The organism is Caballeronia sp. INML2 (assembly GCF_023631365.1).
GTDB classification, from domain to species: Bacteria; Pseudomonadota; Gammaproteobacteria; order Burkholderiales; family Burkholderiaceae; genus Caballeronia; species Caballeronia turbans.
The window spans coordinates 34,325-52,160 of sequence record NZ_JALQDH010000002.1; the positions used below are offsets into that span (position 1 = coordinate 34,325).

Consider the following 17,836-nt stretch of genomic DNA (forward strand, 5'->3'; position numbering starts at 1 on the left):
TAAACTGAATCAATCCCCATATTTCGGGCTCGCATCTGCGGGCCCGTTTCTTTGTTGCCTACACCGTCAAAATTGACGCGGCCACTAATTTCAGTATTTCGTCCATCGGAGTTTGCTTAACCGAGTGTTGTGCGAATGACAACAGTCGGTGATCTTTCATCCGCGTAAGACGTCTAACTGCCAGATTTTTTTCGACTTTCTAGCCCTTCCCGGCAACTTCTGCACGAAAGCGCCGGTCCTAGGATAATCCTGAATTGCTTTGCAGCAGAATTCGAGCCGTCTAGCGGCAGGAGTTGTCTTATGGATCATTTGCAGTCGATGAGAGTGTTCGTCCGCGTCGCGGATCTCGGGAGTTTCGCCCGGGCCGCCAGCGCGATGGACATCTCCAACGCGGTAGCTACGCGCCACGTCGCGGACCTGGAAGGCCGCCTCGGCACGCGCTTGCTCAACCGCACGACGCGCAGCCTCTCGCTCACCGAGTCCGGTCAGGTGTATCTGGAACGGGCGCGGCAGATTCTCGACGAACTGGAAGACGTCGAACAGATGGTGGTTGCGCGCAATCACGAACCGCTCGGTTCGTTGAGGATCGTCGCGCCTGTGGTGTTCGGTCTGCATAATCTCGCGCCTGTCTTGCAGACGTACGCGCAGCGCTATCCGAAGGTCGTGCCGGACGTGACTTTGGTGGACCGTCAGGTCGATCTGGTCGAGGAAGGTTTCGATGTCGGCATCGTTATCGCGCGGCAGGTGAAGAGCGCGAGCGTCGTCACGCGACGCCTGACGACCGGTTGCATGACCGTCTGCGCGACGCCCGCGTATCTGGAAACGCACGGCACGCCGACGCGTCCCGAGCATCTGCTCGAGCATCCGTGTCTGAGCCTGCCCGCCGAATACTGGGGCGACGAGCGTGTGTTCACAGGGCCGGATGGTGAAGTGCGTGTGCGGCCGCAGAACGTGATCATCGCGAACAACACCGAGATGCTGCGGCAGTTCGCGCTGCTCGGCATGGGCATCGCGATTCTGCCGAGCTATCTGATCGGCAACGACACGACACGCGGCCAGCTCGTGCGCCTGCTTGGCGACTATCAATTGCCGCAGGTCGAGATCAACGTCGCGTATCCGAGCCGCCGTCATTTGCCGGCGAAAGTGCGCACGTTTATCGATCATCTCGTCGAGCATTTCAGCCAGACGCCGAATCATCAGCTCGGCGAGCAGTGGATTCGCGATGGCCGCGGCAGGCCGGGTTCGCATCCCCACTATGAGCAGGCCGAGGAAGCCGCGATTGCCGCGCCGCGCTCACGGCCGATCGACGGTGAACTGGCACCGAAGCTGTCGAAGCCTTCGCGACCGCGAGGGCGCCTGCCGGCGGCTTCTCCCTTCTGAAGGGCTCGCGCCAGGCGCAAATGAAAAACCCCCGCGAAGCGATTCGCGGGGGTTTTTCTCTTTAGCCGGCAAAACGGGGGATCAGCTCGCCTTCTTCGCCGCGGTCTTTTTCGCTGGGGCCTTTTTCGCGGGCGCTTTCTTCGCTGCGGTCTTCGCCGACGTGGTCTTGGCGGCCACCGCGACATCGCTGTCGCCGCTTTCGTCGCCGCTATCGGCTGGCGCTTCGGTGGCCGCGCCGCGCTTACCCGCCGTCTTCGCTGCCGGCTTGCCTTCCTTCTTCTCGAACTCGAAGCCGATCTTGCCGTCCGGCTGCTTCACGAGAAACGCCTTGAAGTTGCGCCCGGTGCGCGACGACTTGAAGTTCGTCAGCAGATCCGTGCGGCCTTCATTGAGCAGCTTTTCCATCTGCTCGCGGCTGATTTCCTGTTGAAGAATCACCTTGCCTGAGCGGAAGTCGCACGTTTTCGGATTCGACACCGAGTTTTCGCACACATAGCTCATGCCGTGCTCGAATACGCGCGATTGGCACTTGGGACACGCGCCGACCGGCGTTTGCTCGGAGAAATCAGGCGGTTCGCCGTCTTCGCCGCCGGAATCCTGCCCGAAGTCGAATTCGAGCTTGTAGTTCTTGATCTCGTCGTCGAATGAAAGTTTGAGAATGGCGGAGAACGGCCGGCCCATTTTGCTGCGGAATCCCGACAGCGGTCCGATGGTTTTCTCGCGCAGCAACTCCTCGACTTCCGGGATTTCGAATTGTCGGCCGCCTGGAATCTTCGAGATCGAGAACTCGCACTTCGTGCACGCAAAGCGGCGATAGTTTTCCTTAACCTGCGCGCCGCAGTTCGGGCACGGCGTTTCGAGCGTCGCGTAATCGCCGGGAATCGTGTCGGAGTCGTATTCCTTCGCGCGTTTGACGATGGTCTGCGTCATGCGCGCGATTTCCTGCATGAACGCATCGCGGTGCAGGTTGCCGCGCTCCATCTGCGAAAGCTTGTGTTCCCACTGGCCGGTCAATTCGGGCGCGGTCAGCTCCTCGACGCCCAGGCCCCGGAGCAACGTCATCAACTGGAACGCCTTGGCTGTCGGAATGAGCTCGCGGCCTTCGCGCACCATATATTTCTCGCCGAGCAGCCCTTCGATGATCGCCGCGCGCGTGGCCGGCGTGCCGAGGCCCTTCGCGGCCATCGCGTCGCGCAACTCTTCGTCTTCGACGAGCTTGCCCGCGCCTTCCATCGCCGAAAGCAGCGACGCTTCGTTGTAGCGCGCGGGCGGCTTGGTCACGAGACCGTGCGCCTGAACCTTCTCGACATCGACCTTTTCGTTCTTTTGCACCGGCACGAGATTGCCTTCTTCGCCCGCGGCTTCGCGGCCGTAGACCTGCAGCCAGCCCGGCTCGACGAGCACCTTGCCTTCCGTCTTGAAGTGATGCCCCGACACTTCGGTGATGCGCGTGGTCACGAGATATTCCGCCGCCGGGAAGAACACCGACAGGAAACGCTTGACGACGAGGTCGTACAGCTTCTGCTCGGGTTCCGACAGCGACTTCGGCGCCTGCAGCGTCGGGATGATCGCGAAGTGATCGCTGATTTTCGAATTATCGAAAATGCGCTTGTTCGGTTTCACCCAGCCCTTGTCGAGCACCTGCTTCGCGAACGGCAGATAGTTGTTGCTCTCCTTGAGCATGGTCAGGGTGTCCTTGACCGTGTTCAGGTAGTCCTCGGGCAGCGCGCGTGCATCGGTACGCGGATAGGTCAGGACCTTGTGCTTCTCATACAGCGCCTGCGCGAGTCCGAGCGTGTTCTTCGCCGAAAAGCCGAAGCGGCCATTGGCTTCGCGCTGCAAGCTGGTCAGATCGAAGAGAAGCGGCGACATCTGCGTCGACGGCTTCGATTCCTCGGTCACGACGCCGGTCTTGCCGCGGCACGCAGCGACCACCGTTTCCGCGGCCGCGAGACTCCACAGGCGCGAATCGCGCTGCTCGGGGTCGTTTTCGACGCGCTTGAACTTCGGGTCGAACCAGCGGCCTTCATAAAGGCCCTTCGCGGCGATGAACTCCGCGCGCACTTCCCAGTAATCGCGCGGAACAAAGCGGCGAATTTTCTCTTCACGTTCGACGACGATCGACAACGTAGGCGTCTGAACTCGACCGACGGTCGTCAGAAAAAAGCCGCCGCCCTTGCTGTTGAACGCGGTCATCGCGCGCGTGCCGTTGATGCCCACGAGCCAGTCCGCTTCCGAACGGCAGCGCGCCGCATCGGCGAGCGGCTGCATGTCGGCATCACTGCGCAGGTTCGCGAAGCCTTCTCGGATCGCGGCGGGCGTCATGGATTGCAGCCACAGGCGTTGCACCGGCTGCTTCGCCTTCGCGTGCTGCGCGATCAGGCGGAAGATCAGCTCACCTTCGCGCCCCGCGTCACATGCGTTGATGAGGCGGTCGACATCCTTGCGCTTCATCAGTTTCGTCAGCACCTTCAGGCGCGACTCGCTCTTCGCGATCGGATTCAGGTCGAAATGCGGCGGAATCACCGGCAGATTGGCGAAGCTCCATTTGCCGCGCTTGACGTCGTACTCTTCCGGCGCGGCAATCTCTAGCAGGTGGCCGACCGCGGACGAGAGCACGTAGTCGTCGCTCTCGTAGTACTCGTCATGCTTGGTGAAGCCGCCCAGCGCACGCGCGATGTCGTTCGCGACGGAGGGCTTCTCAGCGATGATCAGGGCTTTGGACATGACTCAAAAGGTTGGTAACTGGCAGCGGCCCGGTTTGGACTGCTTTAACGACCGCTTTATAGCACACGCTTTGCGCGGCAGGCGTCGAAGCTGGAATCGGGGCGTTTCAATATCTGGCTCGAAAAGCGCACAGCGAGAGGCGCAAAACGCGCGTTTCGCGTGCGTCGTATTCAGGCCGCAGCAAGCGCCGGGCGCAGTTTCGGCGCGCCGACCATGCCCGGCAGCGCGGTCAGATCGGTCAGCATCCGCTCGACGATCGACACTTGCGGCAGCACCGTGCCGAAAAACCGCGTCGTGACGGCGTCCTCGATCAGGATGGTAGGAAAATTTTCGACGTCGAGGTCGTCGAAGCGATCGGCGTGGTTCTCGATATCGATCCAGGCGAAGCAGATTTCCGGATGCGCGGCCGCCAGCCTGTCGAACCCTTCGCGATATTCGCGGCAGGTCCCGCACCATTCCGCGCACAGGCAGGCGACGAACAGCGTGCCAGGCACGGCGATGCGCTCCGCGATGCGGTCGGCATCGGTATCGAGATTCAGCGCAGACATGGCGGGTGCGAAATCCTTTATTGGTATCGGCTGCGGGGGAGGCTCATTTTTCCGCGAATGTAGCACGACGCGGCGTCACGAGCGCTCCACCGCCGCGTAGCGGCCGCCTCCGAGCGCGGCCACATGGCCCGACAGTTCGAGTTGCAGGAGCGCGCCCTGAAGTGCCGCGCCGTCCAGATCGGTGCGCATCGCGAGAATTTCAAGCGTCGCGGGTGCGTGGCCGAGTGCGCCGAGAACGCGCCCGGCATCGCCGCTGATCGGGCATTCGACGCCTGCCGAACTCGCCGATGCCCACGACGCGCTGACCGGACGCGGCTTTGCGCGTTTCGCCGCTGCGGTAGCCGCGCGCGCTGTTGCCGGCGGGAAACCGAACTCCTCGAGCACTTCTTCCGGCGTTTCGACGAGCTTCGCGCCCTGCTTGATCAGCCGATGACAACCTTGCGAAAGCGGTGCGTGAATCGAGCCGGGAATCGCGAAGACATCGCGCCCCATTTCGTTGGCGAGCCGGGCGGTGATGAGCGAGCCGGAACGCATCGCGGCCTCGACGATCAGCACGCCGCTCGACATTCCCGCGATCAGCCTGTTTCTTTGCGGAAAATTGGCGGAACGCGCCGGCGTGCCGAGCGGCCATTCGGCGAGGATCGCGCCGTCGCGGGCGATCTCATGGGCGAGCGTGTGATGCGCCGCCGGGTACACCAGATCGGCGCCCGTGCCGATCACCGAGACCGTGCCCGTGGCGCCCTCCAGCGCGCCGCGATGCGCGGATGCGTCGATGCCGAGCGCGAGACCGGACACCACGGATAGTCCCGCATCCGACAGCGCGCGGGCGAAGCGGCGCGCGTCTTCGAGTCCTTGCGGCGTGGCATGCCGGCTCCCGACAATGGCCACCGCGCGCACCTGAAGCAGATCGAGCCGGCCTTTCGCGTAGAGCAGCGGCGGCGGATCCGGCATCGTGAGAAGCGCCCGCGGATAGGTCGCGTCGGCGAGCGTCAGAATGTGATTACCCCGTTCGGACGCCCACGCCAGAACCGCTTCAATATAGTCATCGAACTGAACGCCTTCGATATCCTCCGGTGGCGCGAGCACGGCTTCGGCGGCGCGGGCATCGGCGGTTTCGGCGAGCGACGCGAAACTCTCCGACAAAACTTCGCGCGGACCGCCGAACGCACCGAGCAGCGTGCGCAGCGCGAGCGGCCGCAGCCCCTTCGCATGCGCGAGCCGCAGCCACGCGCGCAGTTCGTCGGCGTCGAGTATCGGGGCGGTGTCCCCGGTCGGCAGGTCGGCGGTCGTCATGTTAAGATTTTTGATCCGGAACAGATAAAGAAAGGTCGCTCAGGCGTGGTCCAAAGCCCGACGCGACGCCCATTGGCCGCTTGCCGGCGGCGTTGAATCCACTGGATTCGCCCGCATATCTTCGGCAGGCCGCCACTCACCCGCAACCTGGCCGAATGGCCGATTTACACGCGCCGCGGCGCGCGTAGACAATCCGAATCATGGCTCTGCTCAAGATACTCAACTACCCGGACAAGCGGCTGAACAAGGTGGCGAAGCCCGTCGCCGTGGTCGACGACCGCATCCGCAAGCTCGTCGCCGACATGGCCGAGACGATGTACGCCGCGCCCGGCGTCGGCCTCGCCGCGACGCAGGTGGACGTGCATGAGCGCGTGATCGTGATCGATGTCTCCGACGCGCACGACCAGCTCATGGTGTTCATCAACCCTGAGCTCGTCTGGACGAGCGACCAGAAGAAGGAGTGGGAAGAGGGTTGTCTCTCGGTGCCCGGCATTTACGATTTCGTCGAGCGCCCGGATAAAGTGCGCGTGAAGGCGCTGAACGAGAAGGGCGAAACCTTCGAGCTCGATTGCGACGGCCTGCTCGCGGTCTGTATTCAGCACGAGATGGATCACCTGGCAGGGCATGTGTTCGTCGAATATCTGTCGCAGCTCAAGCAGACGCGCATCCGCGGCAAGATGAAGAAGCTGGAAAAGGCGCTGTAACTGATGACTCAGTCGTTGCGCGTGGTTTTCGCCGGTACGCCGGAATTCGCTGCGGCCGCGCTTGCGGCCATTCACGCGGCGGGATTTTCCGTGCCGCTCGTGCTTACGCAGCCCGACCGGCCGGCCGGACGCGGCATGAAGTTGACCGCGAGCCCGGTCAAGCGCTTCGCGGTCGAGCATGGCCTGAAGGTCGCACAGCCCACTTCGCTGCGGCGCGCGGGCAAATATCCGCAAGAGGCGGCGGAGGCCATCGACCTTCTGCGGGCAACGCCGCACGACGTCATGGTCGTCGCCGCTTACGGGCTGATCCTGCCGCAAGAAGTGCTCGATATTCCGCCGCGCGGCGCCATCAACATCCACGCGTCGCTGTTGCCGCGCTGGCGTGGCGCTGCGCCGATCCATCGCGCGATCGAAGCGGGCGACGCCGAAACCGGCATCACGCTCATGCAGATGGACGCCGGCCTCGACACCGGCGCCATGATCCGCGAAGCGCGCACGCCAATTCTCGCCGACGACACCACGGCCACCCTGCACGACCGGCTCGCGCGAATCGGCGCGGAGTTGATCGTCGCGGGGCTGCGTGATCTCGAGCGTGACGGCTCGCTCCCGTCCACGCCACAGCCGGAAGACGGCACGACTTACGCCGAAAAGATCGCTAAGAACGAGGCCGCGCTCGATTGGCGGCGTCCCGCAGAAGAACTGGCGCGCCAGATTCGCGCGTTCGATCCGTTTCCCGGCGCGTTCGGCACGCTCGAGAACGCTGCGATCAAGATCTGGGCCGCGCATCCCGTCGATGTGTCGTCACGCGCGGAGCCCGGCACCATCGCCGAGGTTTCGTCGGACGGTATCGTCGTGATTTGCGGCGGCGGCGCGCTCAAGCTCACGCAATTGCAAAAACCCGGCGGCAAACGCCTGCCGGTGCGCGAATTCCTCGCGGGCGCGTCGCTCGCGAAAGGTCAGCGTTTCGCGTTTCCGGAAGCCGCTCGACAGTAAGGACGCCGCGACGGGCGCAGCGCTAAAATAAAGCGCTTTCCGCGCGTTCCGTCTGTCTGGAGTGTTCGATGCTCGGCATCACCGGTTTTACCTTCTTCGTCATCGCCGTATTTCTTCTCAACGTCACGCCCGGTCCCGACACCGCGTATATCGTCGGGCGCAGCGTCGCGCAAGGGCGTGGCGCGGGCATCGTGTCGGCGCTCGGTATTTCGGCCGGCTGCATCGTCCATACGCTCGCGTGCGCGTTCGGTTTGACGGCGATCCTCGCCGCATCGGCGACTGCGTTCACGGTCATCAAGATCGCCGGCGCGATCTATCTGATTTACCTCGGCGTGCGCCTCATTCTCGCGAAGCATGACGATGCGACCGCCGCGCGTCAGGCGCACGCCAGCGAGAAAGCCACGCCGAAATCGCTGCTTCAGCTTTTCGCGCAAGGTTTCGTCACGAATGTGCTCAATCCGAAGGTCGTGTTGTTCTTCGTGTCGTTCTTTCCGCAATTCGTCGCTGCGGAAAGCCAGCACAAGACGCTCGCGTTCCTCGCGCTCGGCATCGTTTTCATCGCCATGAGCACGGTCTGGAACAGCTTCGTCGCATGGATCGCGGGCAGCGTCACGGAGCGCTTCGCGGGCAAATCAGGCGTGAAGAAGTGGCTGGACCGCGGCGTCGGCAGCGCGTTCGTCGGCCTCGGCATCAAGCTCGCGACTTCGCATCGATAAATCGCGCAATGGCGGATTGAATTATTGACGGGCGCCGCTATCTAACATTTTGCTTACAATCGTCGTTCCGGTCATGTCGGCCGGGACAACCGCGCACTTCGCGCAGCGTATTCCGGGAGAGGAGTTCCAGCAATGTTCAACTGGGTCAAAACCGCGATGCTGATGGCTGCGATCACGGCCCTCTTTGTCGTGATCGGCGGTGTGATCGGCGGATCGAAGGGCATGATGCTCGCGCTGATCATCGCGCTCGGCATGAATTTCTTTTCGTACTGGTTCTCGGACAAGCTGGTCCTGCGCATGTACAACGCGCAGGAAGTCGACGAGACCACTGCGCCGCAGTTCTATCGCATGGTGCGCGAGCTCGCCGCGCGCGCTCAATTGCCGATGCCGCGCGTCTACCTGATCAACGAAGACGCGCCGAACGCGTTCGCCACGGGCCGCAACCCGGAGCACGCGGCGGTCGCGGCGACCACGGGCATTCTGCGCGTGCTGTCGGAGCGCGAAATGCGAGGCGTGATGGCGCACGAACTGGCGCACGTGAAGCACCGCGATATCCTGATCTCGACGATCTCCGCGACGATGGCCGGCGCGATCTCGGCACTCGCCAACTTCGCAATGTTCTTCGGCGGCCGCGACGACGAAGGCCGTCCGTCGAATCCGATCGCGAGCATTCTGGTGGCGATTCTCGCGCCGATCGCGGGCGCGTTGATCCAGATGGCGATTTCCCGTGCGCGCGAGTTCGAAGCCGATCGCGGCGGCGCCGAGATTTCAGGGGACCCGCAAGCGCTCGCGAGCGCGCTGGAAAAGATTCACGCTTACGCAACCGGCGTGCCGTTCCCGACAGCGGAAGCGCACCCGGCGACCGCGCAGATGATGATCATGAATCCGCTCTCGGGCGGCGGCATCGCGAATCTGTTCTCGACGCACCCGGCGACGGAAGAGCGCGTCGCACGTCTGATGGAAATGGCGCGCACGGGCCGCATCTGACGCTAACGAAGTCGTAGCGAAGGCCGTTCCGGGTTGCGCCGGAACGGCCTTTTTGCTGGTCCTCGGCAGCCCGTCCGGGCGCGCAATCCCCGCACGTTACAATCCTCGTTCGCGCAAGCCGTCCGCTTGCCGCTCGACCGTTCCCGTTTTCGCCATGACCGACAAGCCTCCCCGGCGGCACGCCGCCGCGCATACCCGCCTGAGCGCCCTCCGTCTCGCGCCCGATTCGCTCGCGTTCGCGCTCGATTGCGCGGCGCAGGCCGTGGGCGCGGTGCGCGCAGGCTCGGCGTTGCCGGCCGCGCTGCAGACGGTCATCGCGTCGGCGAAGCATGCGGAGGCGCGCGGGGCGGTGCAGGACATCGCGTATCGCGCGATGCGCCGTCTCGCCCTTGCCGATTCGCTCCTGCACAAGCTCGTGAAGAAGGCGCCGCCGCCGCATGTGGCGAATATGCTGGTCTGCGCGTTCACGCTGTTGACCGACGACGAAGCGCACGCGGCGTATGCGCCGTTCACCGTCGTCGATCAGGCGGTGAGCGCGATCGCGGCGCGGCGCGAGTTCGCGTTCGCGAAGGGGCTGGTCAACGCGGTGTTGCGCAACTTCCTGCGCGAGCGCGAAGCGCTCATCGACGAAGCGCGCCGGGATCCCGTCGCGCGCTGGAATTATCCGCAATGGTGGATCGACGCCGTAAAGCGCGGACAACCCGATGCCTGGGAGCGCATTCTCGAAGCGGGCAACGCGCAAGGGCCGCTTACGTTGCGCGTGAATGCGCGTCACGCCACTGTCGATCAATATCTCGCGCGCCTGAAAGACGCGCATATCGAAGCCGAAGCCGCGGGCCTCCACGCGGTGCGCCTGAAGACGCCGATGTCCGTCGATCGCATTCCGGGCTTCGACGAAGGCGTCGTATCGGTGCAGGACGCGGGCGCGCAACGCGCGGCGCAACTACTCGACGTGAAAGACGGCATGCGCGTGCTCGACGCGTGCGCCGCGCCGGGCGGCAAGACCGGGCATATCCTCGAACTCGCGACCGTCGATCTCATCGCGCTCGAAAGCGATGCCGAGCGCTCGGGCCGCATCGAGCAGAATCTGAAGCGCCTCAAGCTCGAGGCGCAAATCAAAGTGGGTGACGCGGGCGATCCCGCGCAATGGTTCGACGGCGCGCCGTTCGATCGCATTCTCGCCGATGTGCCGTGCTCGGCATCGGGCATCGTGCGCCGTCATCCGGACATCCGGTGGCTGCGGCGCCCATCGGACATCGATGCGCTCGTCGCCGAGCAGCGGCGCATCGTGAGCGCGCTGTGGCCGCTCGTCGCGAAGGGCGGCGAATTGCTTTACGTGACATGCTCCATCTTTCCCGAGGAAGGCGAACAACAGGCCCGCTGGTTTGGAGCCGCGCATGAAGATGCGGTACGATTGGACGCGCCGGGGCAATTGTTACCGACAGCGGCGCGCACGAGCGCGGGCGCGGTGCAGGCCTCACCAGACGGTACAAATCTCGCGAACCCGGATCGGGACGCCGAGACCTTAGCGGACCACGACGGATTCTTCTACGCGCGCTTTCAGAAACGGTGACGATCAAACGCTTCTTTCCGCTTCGGCTCGCGGCCGTCATCTGGACTGCGCTGACGCTCTGGCTGGCATTCGCCGCAGCCGACCCCGCGTTTGCCGAAACGATCGCCGTGCAACGCGCGTCGCTGCAAGCGGACAACGCCGGCTGGAGTCTCGACGCACATTTCGACTTCGACCTGAACAACAGCCTCGAAGATGCCGTGAACCGCAGCGTGCCGCTTTATTTCACGATCGATTTCAACCTGTCGAGGCCGCGCTGGTACTGGTTCGACGAAGAGCCGGTCAACGTGTCGCAGAGCATCCGCCTTTCCTATCAGCCGCTCACGAACGAATATCGTGTATCGACGGGCGGGCTGCAATTGCGTTTCGCATCGCTCAACGAGGCGCTCGCGGTCATCAGGCACGTGACCTCGTGGCACGTGATCGACCGGAACCAGGTGCGTGGCGGCGAAACCTATACCGCATCGGTGCGCATGCAGCTCGACATCGCACTCATGCCCAAGCCGTTCCAGATCGACGCGGTGAATAACCGCGACTGGAACCTTTCCTCGGACTGGAAGCGTTTTACTTTTACGGCGGCAGAACGTGCGAAATAGATTTCGACGCGGCCGCACGGACATGAAGAGTCTCATCGTCCGCTTGCTGGTCTCCACGGTGGCGCTCACGGCGGTTCTGCTGCTCGTGATGCTCGCGCTCGCGAGTGCGAACACGGAATTCTTCGACCGCTACTACGGCTGGCTCTATGCCGCGAACGTTGCGGTGGCGGTCGTCTTCATGCTGATCGTCATCGCCCTGTTCATCATCATCGTGTCGCGGGTCAGGCAAGGGCGCTTCGGCACGCGATTGCTCGCGAAGCTCGCGTTGATCTTCGCGCTCGTCGGCGTCGTGCCGGGCGTGATCATCTACGTGGTGTCCTACCAGTTCGTGTCGCGCAGTATCGAATCGTGGTTCGACGTGAACGTCGAGACGGCGCTGTCATCGGGCCTGACGCTCGGCCGCGGCATGCTCGAAACCTCGCTCGCCGATTTCAAGGGACGCGGCCGGCAGATGAGCGATCAGCTCGCGAGCGCCGATCCATCGAGTCTCACGCTATCGCTCTTGCGCCTGCGCGATCAATACGGCGTGCAGGACGCAGTCGTGTTCGAGCGCCCGCGCGATCAGTACAACCGCGAGGATCTCGCGTCGAACAACAGTTCGCTGCGCGTGCCGGGGCTTCGCACGGTCGCGCAGGCGTCGGGCAATTACTACGCCCTGCTGCCGACCAACGAGCCGACCAGCGCGATGCTGAGGGAGGCGCAGGATCATCCGTATGGCGCGATCGAAGGCGAGATAGACGGCGATCCGAAATCGAATGGACCGAAGGGCGCGCTGCGTCTGCGCGTGGTCACGAAGATTCCGGATCCCACGACCACGACCGAATTCCAGCATGTCGATCGCTTTCTGCAGATCGAGCAGCCCGTGAGTCAGGAGCTCGCGCGCAATGCCGACGCCGTGCAGCGCGCGTATCGCGAGTATCAGGAAAAGCGGCTCGGGCGCACGGGCTTGCGCAAGATGTATATCGGCACGCTGACGCTCGCGCTCTTCCTCGCGACCTTCATCGCGATGATGCTCGCGCTCGCGCTCGGCAATCAGCTCGCGCGGCCGCTGTTCCTGCTCGCGCAAGGCACGAAAGAAGTGGCCGAAGGCGACTACACGCCCAAGCGAGAGATCAATTCGCGCGACGAACTGGGCTTTCTCACGCAGTCCTTCAACGCGATGACGCGCCAGCTTTCCGAGGCGCGCGCGGCGGTCGAGAACAATCGCGTCGCGCTGGAGCATTCGAAGGCGTATCTCGAAAGCATCCTTGCGAATCTGACGGCGGGCGTGTTCGTGTTCGACCGGCAGTTCCGCTTGACCACCGCGAATCGCGGCGCGGAGCGCATCTTCCGCCAGCCGTTCAACGCGTTGCTCAATCAGCCGCTCGATCAGATCGGCGTGCTCGCCGAACTCGGCGCGATGGTGAAGAAGGCCTTCGCCGAACGCGATGCGGCCGAGGTCGGCAGCGGACATCCGCTTGGCGATCGAGGCCACTGGCAGCAGCAGGTCGCCGTGTCGGTGCCCGGCGAGAACGAGCCGCTCACGCTCCTCGTGCGCGGCACGCAGTTGCTGAGCGTGACCGAAAGCGATGCCGACGATGCCGAAACGACCGGCTACGTCGTCGTGTTCGATGACATCTCGGACGTGATCTCCGCGCAGCGCTCGGTCGCGTGGGGCGAAGTCGCGCGGCGTCTCGCGCACGAGATCAAGAATCCGCTCACGCCGATTCAGCTTTCCGCCGAACGCTTGCAGATGAAGCTCGCGGACAAGCTCGCGCCGCCCGACGCGGAGGTGCTCAAGCGAGCGTCGACGACCATCGTCAATCAGGTGCAGGCGATGAAGCAGATGGTCGACGACTTCCGCGAATACGCGCGCACGCCGCCCGCGGTGCTCGGCAATCTGCAACTGAACGATCTCGTCGCGGAAGTGCTGACGTTGTACGGCATCGAAGATGGCAAGACGCCGATCAAGGTGGATCTCGCGAAGCTGCCCGTGATTCGCGGTGACGCGACGCAGATCCGCCAGGTGATCCACAACCTGTTGCAGAACGCGCAGGACGCGGTGGCGGATGTCGCGGAGCCACGCGTGCTGCTCGAAACGAGGACAGTAGAATATGGCGAGCCCGATGCATCGGGTCATGCGCGTGTCGCGGTTCGCCTCACTGTCTCGGATAACGGCTCGGGTTTTCCGGCGCGAATCCTTTCGCGTGCTTTCGAGCCTTACGTGACGACCAAGGCGAAGGGCACGGGCCTGGGACTTGCAACGGTGAAGAAGATCGTCGACGAGCACGGCGCGCGCATCGACATACGCAACCGCTCGAAGACAGCGGATGTGATCGAAGGCGCGCAGATATCGATTCTGTTTCTACAACTCGCGGACGATACCGCGGCGCCCGGCGCAACGCCTCCGGCGGCCGGTGCGGCGGCGAATCACGGAACGACAAAAGCAACAGTGCAGACAAGGGCAGCGTAAATGGCAACCATCCTGGTGGTAGACGATGAAATGGGGATCCGGGAACTGCTCTCCGAGATCCTGAGCGACGAAGGCCACGTTGTTGATGTAGCGGAAAACGCGCAGCATGCGCGCGACTATCGCCTGCAGCAAACGCCCGACCTCGTTTTGCTCGACATCTGGATGCCCGATACCGACGGCGTGACCCTGCTCAAGGAGTGGGCCGCGCAGGGCAAGCTCACGATGCCGGTCATCATGATGTCGGGTCACGCGACCATCGACACGGCTGTCGAAGCGACGAAGATCGGCGCGCTCAACTTCCTCGAGAAGCCGATCGCGCTACAGAAGCTCCTGAAGGCCGTCGAGCAGGGGCTCGCGCACGGCACCGCAGCGGCGCCCGTGACGACGCTAGCCAAGCCTCCGGCGAGCGCGATGGCATCGGGGGTGCCTGTGGCGGCCGCGCTGCCGACGGCGTCGGCGCTGAACGCATCGGGCGAAGCGGGAGCGGGCGGCGCGACGCAGAATCAGGCGGGGCAGACGGCATCCATCTCGTTCGATATCCCGTTGCGCGATGCACGCGATGCGTTCGAGCGCGCGTACTTCGAGTATCACCTGGCGCGCGAGAACGGCAGCATGACGCGCGTCGCCGAGAAGACGGGGCTCGAGCGCACGCATCTCTATCGCAAGCTCAAGCAACTGGGCGTCGATCTCGGAAAGAACAAGAACGAGGTCTGAGCAAAATGCTCCGAACATTTTCAGAAAAAATGTGTGGAGGGGCTTGAGGGGCGAAAATGAGTCTGCTATAGTTTCACCTCTTCGTTGGCCCGGTAGCTCAGTTGGTAGAGCAGCGGATTGAAAATCCGCGTGTCGGTGGTTCGATTCCGCCCCAGGCCACCAGAATGCAAGAAGCCCGAGAGTGTCATCGCTCTCGGGCTTTTTCATTTTCCATATGCAAAAGCGGGCACGTTCGATTGAGCGAAACGTGCCCGCTTTTTTCCACTATACGATCCTCACCTTGGATTCGCCGCGACGAAGTTCTTGAACGCCGCGTAGGCCGCTTTCTGCGTCTTGCCGTCGTTCTTCAGAAGGCCATATGCGCCTTCGCCGCCGGCGGGATCGTCGTACAGCTCGTACGTCTGGATCGCCTGGATGTTGTACTTCGACGCCACCGCGACGAACTCCGCCATCATCTTGTTGCCGACGAGGTAGGCCGCGATCTGCTGTTCGCTGCCGAGCCATGGGCGCACGCCGAATTCGTTGATCCAGATCGGCTTGCCCATCTGCTGCAGCGCCGCGAGCACGTCGTGACAACCCGTGCCGCCACATGCGTTCGTGATGTCGCCCATATCCGAGTACCAGTGCCACGCGGTGATGTCCCAGTTCACGACCGGATGACCCGTCGTGCCGTCGGGCTGCGTGCCGTTGGCGAGCATCTGATCGAGGCCGTAATGCATCCACGTGCCGCCGCCCATGATGATCTTGCCGTTCGGATCGACTGACTTCACGCCAGCGATCATCCCGCGAATCACGCCGCGCGCGATCTGGAATTTGGTGTTGTCGAATTGCTGCCCATAAACGCCGTCGACGTTGCTGCTGATCGCGCTGGCGTCGAGTTCGTTCGTCACTTCGTAGTACGGGTACTGGTACGAGGTCGCCGTCCAGACGCCGAGTTGATAACCCGCGTTGTAGGCATCGGTCTCGCTGGAGAAGGCGAGGCTCATCAACATCACCGGATACACGGTTACGCCGCCTGCCGCCATTGTTTTCGCGATGCCCGCGAGCTTGTTCGCAGTCCCCTGGCTGTACACCTCGTTTCGATACAGCTTCACGCCGAGATCCTGCAGCTGTGAGAGTTGCAAAGCCGGGCTGGAGAGGTCGTAGGCGCCGCCCTCATTGTTGTGCCCATTCGCGCCGTAAAAGATCGAGGTGGCCGACGTCGCATTCTTCACGACGACGTTCACGTTCTGCACCGTGCGTGTGGCGCCTTTGGCGTCGGTGGCCGTGATTTGCCATGTGTGCGTGCCGTTGGTCTGACTCGTCGTGTTGACGGTCGTCGAGAACGCCCCGTTCGAGGGCGTTGCATCAGGCGCGACCTTGTTGCCGGTGGTCATGTCGACGACGGAGACTTTCGTCCAAGTCGTGCCCGCCGTCCCTTTCACCGTCGCGGTGCCGGAAACGGCGGTGTTCACTGTTGGCGAGGTGACGGCGAAAGCGGTTGTATTGCGGTTCGCTGCGGCTGCTGCTGCGGTGGAGGCGGTATCGAAGGCGTCGCTACTACCGCCGCCGCAGGCGCCGAGCAGCAAGCTGGCCGCGACTGCAACGGCGAACAGGCTCGCTCTTGGGACGGAAAGGGCGCCGACAGTGCAGTCGGCATGAATGTTGGTCTGAATGTAATTTTTCATTGTTCGTAGTGCTAATCGGGTAGTTGGCGTCAACAAAAATGGGTGCGATCGCCGGAGCGCCGCGAGAAGGGCGGATCGGAGACGGACCTGCGGCCCCGCGTAACCCTGCGGGAGGGTTTGAAAATCAATCTTCGTTATGCGAATCAATTGGCCGCGTGAATGCCCCGGGCGGCGCGTACGAAAAGCGGCGCGTGGTCCGAAATCGCGCTATGGATGAGCTAGCTATGCAACCGGACGAATTGCTGGTCTCGTTATTAGTTCAGACGATTCAATTGTCTGTATAACGACCGGTTGTCCGTTGGGTTGAGGGAGATTTCCAGAAATTGCCGATCCGACCGTGTTGTTTGCGGCAATTTGTTCCGTTTGCAGGGTGTTGCGGCAAGATTGAAAGTGCTGGCCGCGACGGCGCGCGCCGAGCTCGGCGAACACCCGTGCTCCGTGCTAAAATTCCCGCCGAATTAAGGACTTGCCTCGTCCTCGGACCCGCAAGTCCTTTTCTTTTCGACGCTCCGAATCGCTCGTGTGACGCGCCGGAATCCTTCACCCGGCGCTCGTTCATCCGTCTCGTACTCCGCTATCGGCGGCATAAAGGGCGTGCGCGTCCGGGCGAAGGTCGCCGGCCTATACTGGACTCGCGGGCGTCGCGCCCGTGCCGCTCATGGCGAAGTCCGGTCATTCCGACAGCCAGTGCGGCGTGCGACGCCAATCTCATTCACGGAGTACGGAGTTTTCACGGTGACTCGGATAGACGCTAAAGACAGCGCGCTCGTGCTGTTTTCCGGCGGCCAGGACTCGGCCACGTGCCTTGCCTGGGCGCTTGATCGCTACAAGACGGTAGAGACGCTCGGGTTCGACTATGGACAGCGTCATCGCGTGGAACTCGAATGCCGCGACGGCTTCCGTGCCGCGATCGCGCGCGAGTTTCCGCAGTGGACGGAGCGCCTGGGCGAAGATCACATGATCGATCTGTCCGTGCTCGGCGCGATCAGCGATACCGCAATGACGCGTGAGATCGAAATCCAGGCGAACGCGAGCGGCTTGCCCAATACGTTCGTGCCGGGCCGCAATTTGCTGTTCATGACGATTGCCGCGGCGGTGGCGTACCGGCGCGGGCTGAAGGTGCTGGTTGGCGGCATGTGCGAAACGGACTTTTCCGGCTATCCGGATTGCCGCGACGACACGATGAAGGCGCTCCAAGTCGCGCTCAATCTCGGGATGGAAACGCGCTACGCGCTGGAAACGCCGCTGATGTGGCTCGACAAGGCCGACACCTGGCGGCTTGCGGAAACGCTCGGCGGCGAACCGCTCGTCGAACTGATCCGCGTCGAAACGCACACGTGTTATGTCGGCGAGCGCGCCGAACTGCACGACTGGGGCTTCGGCTGCGGTCAGTGCCCGGCATGCAAGCTGCGCAAGCGCGGCTACGAGGCGTATCGCGCGGGCGAGCAGGTCACCACCGCGCCGGTTTGATTTTTACGACACGTTTTAC

Annotated in this window: 14 protein-coding genes and 1 tRNA gene; 11 read left to right on the forward strand and 4 right to left on the reverse strand. The window is 63.2% G+C overall.

The window, feature by feature from the left end:
• Positions 1 to 300: 300 nt before the first annotated feature.
• Positions 301 to 1,380 carry a LysR family transcriptional regulator gene (locus tag NCT32_RS00195; protein ID WP_061116715.1) on the forward strand — a complete coding sequence of 360 codons (1,080 nt, stop codon included), beginning with the start codon at positions 301 to 303 and terminating at the stop codon, positions 1,378 to 1,380.
• An 81-nt stretch (positions 1,381 to 1,461) separates the two neighbouring features.
• On the opposite strand, the gene NCT32_RS00200 is transcribed toward NCT32_RS00195, so the two are convergent.
• The 3 genes from NCT32_RS00200 to dprA all read right to left on the reverse strand — a co-directional run bounded on the left by NCT32_RS00200 (position 1,462) and on the right by dprA (position 5,948).
• Complete coding sequence (locus NCT32_RS00200; protein ID WP_250476129.1) at positions 1,462 to 4,107, reverse strand: DNA topoisomerase III; 2,646 nt, start codon at positions 4,105 to 4,107, stop codon at positions 1,462 to 1,464.
• Between the two features lie 170 nt (positions 4,108 to 4,277).
• On the reverse strand, positions 4,278 to 4,655 hold the full coding sequence (locus NCT32_RS00205) for a thioredoxin family protein (RefSeq protein WP_061116717.1): 378 nt from the start codon (positions 4,653 to 4,655) through the stop codon (positions 4,278 to 4,280).
• 75 nt (positions 4,656 to 4,730) lie between these two features.
• Complete coding sequence (gene dprA / locus NCT32_RS00210; protein ID WP_250489830.1) at positions 4,731 to 5,948, reverse strand: DNA-processing protein DprA; 1,218 nt, start codon at positions 5,946 to 5,948, stop codon at positions 4,731 to 4,733.
• A 200-nt stretch (positions 5,949 to 6,148) separates the two neighbouring features.
• Here dprA and def point away from each other — a divergent pair, with 200 nt between their 5' ends.
• The 9 genes from def to NCT32_RS00255 all read left to right on the forward strand — a co-directional run bounded on the left by def (position 6,149) and on the right by NCT32_RS00255 (position 14,842).
• Positions 6,149 to 6,652: a peptide deformylase gene (def, locus tag NCT32_RS00215; protein ID WP_061116719.1), complete on the forward strand. Its 504-nt coding sequence runs from the start codon at positions 6,149 to 6,151 to the stop codon at positions 6,650 to 6,652.
• 3 nt (positions 6,653 to 6,655) lie between these two features.
• Positions 6,656 to 7,645, forward strand: coding sequence for a methionyl-tRNA formyltransferase (fmt, locus tag NCT32_RS00220; protein WP_250476132.1), 990 nt, complete (start codon positions 6,656 to 6,658; stop codon positions 7,643 to 7,645).
• Positions 7,646 to 7,713: 68 nt separating this feature from the next.
• On the forward strand, positions 7,714 to 8,361 hold the full coding sequence (locus NCT32_RS00225) for a LysE family translocator (protein ID WP_250476133.1): 648 nt from the start codon (positions 7,714 to 7,716) through the stop codon (positions 8,359 to 8,361).
• Between the two features lie 132 nt (positions 8,362 to 8,493).
• Positions 8,494 to 9,348: a zinc metalloprotease HtpX gene (gene htpX / locus NCT32_RS00230; protein ID WP_250476134.1), complete on the forward strand. Its 855-nt coding sequence runs from the start codon at positions 8,494 to 8,496 to the stop codon at positions 9,346 to 9,348.
• A gap of 154 nt (positions 9,349 to 9,502) precedes the next feature.
• Positions 9,503 to 10,921, forward strand: coding sequence for a 16S rRNA (cytosine(967)-C(5))-methyltransferase RsmB (rsmB, locus tag NCT32_RS00235; protein ID WP_250476135.1), 1,419 nt, complete (start codon positions 9,503 to 9,505; stop codon positions 10,919 to 10,921).
• The gene (locus NCT32_RS00240; protein WP_061116724.1) at positions 10,918 to 11,514 is read left to right on the forward strand and encodes a DUF4390 domain-containing protein; all 597 of its coding nucleotides are present in this window, start codon (positions 10,918 to 10,920) and stop codon (positions 11,512 to 11,514) included. Before rsmB ends, NCT32_RS00240 begins: the two co-directional genes overlap by 4 nt.
• Positions 11,515 to 11,536: 22 nt before the next feature.
• Positions 11,537 to 13,966 (forward strand): PAS domain-containing sensor histidine kinase, encoded by a 2,430-nt coding sequence (locus tag NCT32_RS00245; protein ID WP_061116725.1) that lies wholly within the window; start codon positions 11,537 to 11,539, stop codon positions 13,964 to 13,966.
• Positions 13,967 to 14,680: a response regulator transcription factor EsaR gene (esaR, locus tag NCT32_RS00250; protein ID WP_061116726.1), complete on the forward strand. Its 714-nt coding sequence runs from the start codon at positions 13,967 to 13,969 to the stop codon at positions 14,678 to 14,680.
• A gap of 86 nt (positions 14,681 to 14,766) precedes the next feature.
• A tRNA-Phe gene (locus NCT32_RS00255) sits at positions 14,767 to 14,842 on the forward strand.
• 113 nt (positions 14,843 to 14,955) lie between these two features.
• Here the strand turns inward: NCT32_RS00255 and NCT32_RS00260 are convergent.
• Positions 14,956 to 15,906, reverse strand: a complete 951-nt coding sequence (locus NCT32_RS00260; RefSeq protein WP_250476185.1) for a lipopolysaccharide biosynthesis protein — start codon at positions 15,904 to 15,906, stop codon at positions 14,956 to 14,958.
• 1,176 nt (positions 15,907 to 17,082) lie between these two features.
• On the opposite strand from NCT32_RS00260, the gene queC reads away from it, so the two are divergent.
• Positions 17,083 to 17,817 (forward strand): 7-cyano-7-deazaguanine synthase QueC, encoded by a 735-nt coding sequence (gene queC / locus NCT32_RS00265; RefSeq protein WP_250489831.1) that lies wholly within the window; start codon positions 17,083 to 17,085, stop codon positions 17,815 to 17,817.
• Positions 17,818 to 17,836: the final 19 nt, after the last annotated feature.

Excerpts from the sequence above, each read along its gene's own strand:
- fmt (WP_250476132.1), top strand. The coding sequence starts at position 6,656 with ATGACTCAGTCGTTGCGCGTGGTTTTCGCCGGTACGCCGGAATTCGCT.
- NCT32_RS00245 (WP_061116725.1), top strand. The coding sequence starts at position 11,537 with ATGAAGAGTCTCATCGTCCGCTTGCTGGTCTCCACGGTGGCGCTCACG.
- NCT32_RS00200 (WP_250476129.1), bottom strand. The coding sequence starts at position 4,107 with ATGTCCAAAGCCCTGATCATCGCTGAGAAGCCCTCCGTCGCGAACGAC.
- htpX (WP_250476134.1), top strand. The coding sequence starts at position 8,494 with ATGTTCAACTGGGTCAAAACCGCGATGCTGATGGCTGCGATCACGGCC.
- NCT32_RS00195 (WP_061116715.1), top strand. The coding sequence starts at position 301 with ATGGATCATTTGCAGTCGATGAGAGTGTTCGTCCGCGTCGCGGATCTC.
- esaR (WP_061116726.1), top strand. The coding sequence starts at position 13,967 with ATGGCAACCATCCTGGTGGTAGACGATGAAATGGGGATCCGGGAACTG.
- rsmB (WP_250476135.1), top strand. The coding sequence starts at position 9,503 with ATGACCGACAAGCCTCCCCGGCGGCACGCCGCCGCGCATACCCGCCTG.
- NCT32_RS00225 (WP_250476133.1), top strand. The coding sequence starts at position 7,714 with ATGCTCGGCATCACCGGTTTTACCTTCTTCGTCATCGCCGTATTTCTT.
- NCT32_RS00205 (WP_061116717.1), bottom strand. The coding sequence starts at position 4,655 with ATGTCTGCGCTGAATCTCGATACCGATGCCGACCGCATCGCGGAGCGC.
- def (WP_061116719.1), top strand. The coding sequence starts at position 6,149 with ATGGCTCTGCTCAAGATACTCAACTACCCGGACAAGCGGCTGAACAAG.
- dprA (WP_250489830.1), bottom strand. The coding sequence starts at position 5,948 with ATGACGACCGCCGACCTGCCGACCGGGGACACCGCCCCGATACTCGAC.